Annotated in this window: 7 protein-coding genes; 5 read left to right on the top strand and 2 right to left on the bottom strand. The window is 62.3% G+C overall.

Going from position 1 to position 5135, the window contains the following annotated elements; translation table 11 throughout:
* Positions 1–249 precede the first annotated feature (249 nt).
* Positions 250–1332: a PA0069 family radical SAM protein gene (locus WBB85_RS04930; RefSeq protein ID WP_432637512.1), complete on the bottom strand. Its 1083-nt coding sequence runs from the start codon at positions 1330–1332 to the stop codon at positions 250–252.
* A gap of 165 nt (positions 1333–1497) precedes the next feature.
* On the opposite strand from WBB85_RS04930, the gene WBB85_RS04925 reads away from it, so the two are divergent.
* Entirely contained in the window at positions 1498–2199 is a 702-nt protein-coding gene (locus tag WBB85_RS04925) for a corrinoid protein (protein WP_432637511.1), read from the top strand.
* A 112-nt stretch (positions 2200–2311) separates the two neighbouring features.
* On the opposite strand, the gene WBB85_RS04920 is transcribed toward WBB85_RS04925, so the two are convergent.
* Complete coding sequence (locus WBB85_RS04920) at positions 2312–2677, bottom strand: hypothetical protein (RefSeq protein WP_432637510.1); 366 nt, start codon at positions 2675–2677, stop codon at positions 2312–2314.
* Positions 2678–2874: 197 nt separating this feature from the next.
* On the opposite strand from WBB85_RS04920, the gene WBB85_RS04915 reads away from it, so the two are divergent.
* The 4 genes from WBB85_RS04915 to WBB85_RS04900 all read left to right on the top strand — a co-directional run.
* Positions 2875–3048: a hypothetical protein gene (locus WBB85_RS04915; RefSeq protein ID WP_432637509.1), complete on the top strand. Its 174-nt coding sequence runs from the start codon at positions 2875–2877 to the stop codon at positions 3046–3048.
* A complete protein-coding gene (locus WBB85_RS04910; protein ID WP_432637507.1) occupies positions 3045–3671 on the top strand; it encodes a DUF1638 domain-containing protein in 627 nt (208 codons plus the stop codon). The genes WBB85_RS04915 and WBB85_RS04910 overlap by 4 nt, the downstream gene beginning before the upstream one ends.
* A 184-nt stretch (positions 3672–3855) precedes the next feature.
* Positions 3856–4161 (top strand): hypothetical protein, encoded by a 306-nt coding sequence (locus tag WBB85_RS04905; protein ID WP_432637506.1) that lies wholly within the window; start codon positions 3856–3858, stop codon positions 4159–4161.
* Between the two features lie 325 nt (positions 4162–4486).
* A partial coding sequence (locus WBB85_RS04900) for a DEAD/DEAH box helicase (RefSeq protein ID WP_432637505.1) occupies positions 4487–5135 on the top strand: 649 nt, incomplete at its 3' end.

Raw genomic sequence — 5135 nt, 5'->3', positions numbered from 1 at the left:
ACATCCGACAGGCGGCTCAGATCGCCAACGCCCTCTTCGCATTCCTCAAGCGCCGGTTTCTGCGCGACACAGGCTGCCGTCAGCGCAAGAAGCGCGAGGAAAAGCAAATCTCGGGCCATAATCTGTGGTCTTGTCCAGAATTCCATAACGAACACTCCTGTGGCACCGGCATTCTTGCCGATGCCCGCACTCTGCCCTGCCGGATCCCTGCAATCCTTGATGCCGATCAAATCCGCGGAAGATTGCGTGTCAGAACAGCGAAAGCTGATCGCCCGGGCGCGCGGGCGGGGCAAAGGCGGAACAATCGGGGGCGGGAAGGTCATGGGCCAGCCCCAGACGGTTCGTGGCGATCGCGAAGCGACGGGCGATCAGATCGGCATGCAGCCCCTCGCCCCGCATGCGCCGATCCCAGTCGGGGTCGTAATCCTTGCCGCCCCGCATTTCGCGCAGGCGGTTCATCACATGTTTGGCCTTGCCCGGTTCAGCCCGCGCCAGCCAGTCGCGGAAAAGCTCTGCCACCTCATGCGGCAGGCGCAGCAGGATCCAGCTTGCCGCCGTCGCGCCTGCCTCTTTCGCCGCCGCCAGAATGCGTTCCAGCTCGGGCTCGGTCAGGACCGGGATCACCGGGGCGACCATGACCCTCACGGGCACTCCTGCCCCGGCCAGGGCCCGGATCATCGCCAACCGGCGTTCGGGCGTTGGCGCGCGGGGTTCCATCCGCCGGGCGAGGCGCGCGTCAAGCGTCGTCACCGACACCCCGACCTGCACCAGATGCCGCCGCGCCATGTCGCCTAAGATATCCAGATCGCGCTCGATCAGCGCGCCCCGCGTGATGATCGTGACCGGGTGATTCCAGGCCGACAGCACCTCCAGCATCCGCCTTGTGATCCGGTAGCGCTGTTCGATCGGCTGATAGGGATCGGTATTGGTGCCGATGGCGATCGGCGCGACCTTGTAGGATTTGCGCCCCAATTCCCGCTTCAGCACCTCGGGCGCGGTCGGCCGCGCCACCAGCTTCGTCTCAAAATCGAGCCCCGCAGACAGGCCGAGATAGCCATGGCTCGGCCGCGCATAGCAGTAGATGCAGCCATGTTCGCAGCCCCTATAAGCATTGACGGTGCGGTCGAAATTCAGGTCGGGCGACGTTACGGCATTGATCACCGAACGCGGACGTTCCTCGCTGACTTCTGTCCGGGCTGCGCGCTCTTCCTCTGGGATGTCCCAGCCATCGCTTTCCACCACCCGCGCATAGGGTTCGAACCGGCCCGCCGCGTTACTCGCGGCACCGCGCGCCTTCAGGCGCAGGAAGGGATCGGGAGGCGGCAGGGGCATGGCGCAAAGTTAGAACATTAAGAGAACATTAATCAAGCGGAACCGCCACCTTTTGCGCGACCTTGTCGCTCTCTGTCGCCGAATGCGCGGACCATGTCGCAAATCGCCAAGTGATATGCCAACATTGGACGCATTACGGGCTCAAGAACCGCCAGGAGACATGTTATGGCCGACGAAGAAGACATCATCCTTTCCGAGCTCGATGACGAAGAGCTTGTGCTTCAGATGCACGACGACCTTTATGACGGTCTCAAGGAAGAGATCGAAGAGGGCGTGCGCATCCTTCTCGACCGTGGCTGGGTGCCCTATGACGTCCTGACCAAGGCTCTGGTCGCGGGCATGACCATCGTCGGTGCTGACTTCCGCGACGGTATCCTCTTCGTGCCGGAAGTGCTTTTGGCCGCCAATGCGATGAAGGCCGGGATGGCCATCCTGAAGCCTTTGCTGGCCGAAACCGGTGCGCCGAAGGTCGGCAAGATGGTGATCGGCACCGTCAAGGGCGACATCCACGATATCGGCAAGAACCTTGTCGGCATGATGATGGAAGGTGCCGGTTTCGAGGTCGTCGATCTTGGCATCAACAACCCGGTTGAAAACTACATCGCAGCGCTGGAGCGTGAAGATGCCGACATCCTCGGCATGTCCGCCCTGCTGACCACGACGATGCCCTATATGAAAGTCGTGATCGACACGATGAAGGAAAAGGGCATGCGCGAGGACTACATCGTGCTCGTCGGTGGCGCGCCGCTGAACGAGGAGTTCGGCAAGGCCATCGGTGCTGACGCCTATTGCCGCGACGCGGCCGTGGCGGTGCAGACCGCCAAGGACTTCATGTCGCGAAAGCACAACAAGCTCGCCGCGGGCTGAGGTTTCGGGAATGCTCCCGTCGGCCCCGCAGGCACAACGCCTCGCGGGGCCTTTTTCTTGGCAAGGCCCCGAGACAAGGTCGGCAGGTTTCGCCAATCACCGGCGTGATGCGTTACCGGCCTTCGCGGGTCGGCCCGGTCTGGGTGATCAGGACAAGAACGCCGACCGGTACCAGCAGTACCCATTGCGGAACAGCCACTATGCCGTCGATCCCCGCCCCGAAGATACCTGCCGCGACAAAGCAGATGCCGAAAGCGATCCACAGCCAGGCAATAGGCCGCGCCAAAGCCGTCCCCTTGGCAAAGGCCCATACCGACACGATCAGGACAATACTGATGAAATGCCAGCACGCATGGAACGTGCCCTTCACCGGAAGTGCGAGATCGCTGTCGAGAAGTGGTACAAGCGTGTCAAACGTACCAACGAAAACATGTGCTGCCGCAACAAGCGCGGCAAGTCCTGCCCCGGCGAATCTCATATATCGGATATTCATGGTCCAAATCCCGCTAACAATGCAGCCACGCTGACAAATGCACCCCTGGCGTGCAACTGGCCAGACTGTCGCAAGGGGACAGGACCGTGACGGGAAGCGGTTCGGGATGTGACTTTTTCCTTTCAGTGGCTTCACATCCGAAGACGCCGGACACAGATATGAAACGAAAGGAGATCAGGATCATGACACGCCTTTTGACGATCCCCGCGCTCGTTCTTGGTGCCGCTGCGTTGACGGTGGCCGCCGGTTACGCGCTGAGCGGAACCGGCGCTGTTACGCCCGCAATCGCGGCTGTCTCCGGCGCTGTCCTCATGGCACTCGCCCTTCTCATCCGGCTCTGGGGGCGCAGATCATGATCCCCTCAGACACAGTCCTGACCGAGGACGGCCTTGGCCCCGCGAAAACCGGCCGCATCCTGCTGATCGCCTGCGGTGCGCTGGCGCGCGAGATCGTCGACCTGAAAGAGGCCAACGGCTGGACCCATCTCGACCTGACCTGCCTGCCCGCGAAGTACCACCTCTGGCCGGATAAGATCACCGTCGCGGTGACCGAAGCCGTGGAAAAGCACCGCGACGCCTATGACGATATCTTCATTGTCTATGCCGATTGCGGAACCGGCGGCGGGCTTGAAGCGCGCTGCGCTGAACTTGGGGTGCAGATGATCCCCGGCCCACATTGTTATTCCTTCTTTGAGGGCAATGAGACGTTCGCCGCCCGCGATGAGTTCACCGCTTTTTTCCTGACCGACTTCCTCGTCCGGCAATTCGATGCCTTTGTCTGGAAACCGATGGGGCTCGACCGTCACCCCGAACTGCGCGACATGTATTTCGGCAATTACGAAAAGCTGGTCTATCAGGCCCAGACCGACGATCCGGCACTGGATGAAAAGGCGCGGGACTGCGCCGCGCGACTTGGCCTGAAATTCGAACGGCGCTTCACCGGCTACGGCGATCTGAAAACAGCGCTCGCAGCGCTGTAGCCGGGGGCGGATGGCCCGGCCCGCCGCAATTTCGCCCCATTCAGGCACGAACCGGCAGGTTCGATTGTTTCGCGCGCGCGACCGGATTGTCTCCTGATCGCCTGTTGCGTCCTTTGCAGACAGGGGTATCCTTGCTTTTGCTAAAATGCCGGGATTTCGATCCGGGCAAGGAGGGGGCAAGATTATGGCGACTTCATGGCAACGCGACGGTGGTGAGGAATGGGGCCCTTGGGTCATCCATGACGGCAAGGGCTGCCCCGTTCGCCCCGGAACCATCGTCGAGGTGGTCTGCGAAGACCGGTTCGGTTTTGCGATGCGGCAGGTCTCGCTGGTCGAGGGCGGCAGCTATTCCTCATGGGACTGGTCACATTATCCTGAGCTGAAGCGCATCATCCGGTACCGCGAGAAGAAGCCCAAAGGGCTGAAGCTGCTCGAATCCCAGATCGTGACGCTCGACGTAAAGGTACCGGGCAGCCCCGTCGGCGCATAGCCCGCCCCGCCGGGCGGTGCCCCGGTGTGACGTTTTCAGTTTGACCCTTGCTGTCGTTGCGTCCCAGCGCACTTTCCCCGGGAATCATGCCAAAGGCGGTGGACGGCCTTTGACTCTTCCGTTCGGGAGGGCTAGGGCGACGGATCGGCTGATTTCGTGCAGGCGGGGACAGGGAGCCCGCATTGACCGGACCGGGCCGTCAACCCAGCCCAGAAGCGTTTCGAGTTTGGGTTAAAACACCGTATCGGAAATCGAACAAAGGAAGGTTCGAAATCCGATTCAATGCAAGCTCGATATGCAATAGGGCCCAGTCCAGGCAGAATGAATGACCCAGAATGATATTGCCGCGCCATTGGCGGCGGCGCTGAGCGACCGAGGCTACACAACGCTGACAGCCGTACAGCAAGCCGTGCTGAACCCCGACATGGCAGGGCGCGACCTACTGGTCTCGGCCCAGACCGGATCGGGCAAGACCGTCGCCTTTGGCATCGCCGCCGCCCCCGATCTCTTGGGCGAGGCAGGCACCCTGCCCTACGGCACCGCACCGCTGGCGCTGGCCATCGCGCCGACACGGGAACTGGCGCTGCAGGTGGCCGCCGAACTGACCTGGCTTTACGCCGCGACGGGTGCCCGCATCGCCACCTGTGTCGGCGGCATGGATTACCGCACCGAAAAGCGGGCGCTGAACATGGGCGCGCAGATCGTCGTCGGCACGCCGGGACGGCTTCGCGACCATATCGACCGCGGCAGCCTTAACCTGAGTGATCTGCGCGTCGCAGTGCTGGATGAGGCGGATGAGATGCTGGACCTCGGCTTTCGCGAGGATCTGGAATTCATCCTGGAAACCGCGCCGGACAGCCGTCGCACCCTGATGTTTTCGGCCACCGTACCTGCCGCCATTGAAAAGCTGGCGCGCGACTTCCAGCGCGATGCGTTGCGGGTCGCGGCGATGGGCGAGGCGGCGCGCCTCGCCC

Source organism: Albidovulum sp. (assembly GCF_049646345.1).
Taxonomy (GTDB): Bacteria; Pseudomonadota; Alphaproteobacteria; order Rhodobacterales; family Rhodobacteraceae; genus Albidovulum.
The sequence above is the reverse complement of the archived record's forward strand: the minus strand, read 5'-3'. Positions and strand labels throughout refer to the sequence as shown.

Coding starts and splice junctions, on each gene's coding strand:
- WBB85_RS04910 (WP_432637507.1), top strand. CDS start 3,045: ATGATCCCCTCAGACACAGTCCTGACCGAGGACGGCCTTGGCCCCGCG.
- WBB85_RS04925 (WP_432637511.1), top strand. CDS start 1,498: ATGGCCGACGAAGAAGACATCATCCTTTCCGAGCTCGATGACGAAGAG.
- WBB85_RS04930 (WP_432637512.1), bottom strand. CDS start 1,332: ATGCCCCTGCCGCCTCCCGATCCCTTCCTGCGCCTGAAGGCGCGCGGT.
- WBB85_RS04915 (WP_432637509.1), top strand. CDS start 2,875: ATGACACGCCTTTTGACGATCCCCGCGCTCGTTCTTGGTGCCGCTGCG.
- WBB85_RS04920 (WP_432637510.1), bottom strand. CDS start 2,677: ATGAGATTCGCCGGGGCAGGACTTGCCGCGCTTGTTGCGGCAGCACAT.
- WBB85_RS04905 (WP_432637506.1), top strand. CDS start 3,856: ATGGCGACTTCATGGCAACGCGACGGTGGTGAGGAATGGGGCCCTTGG.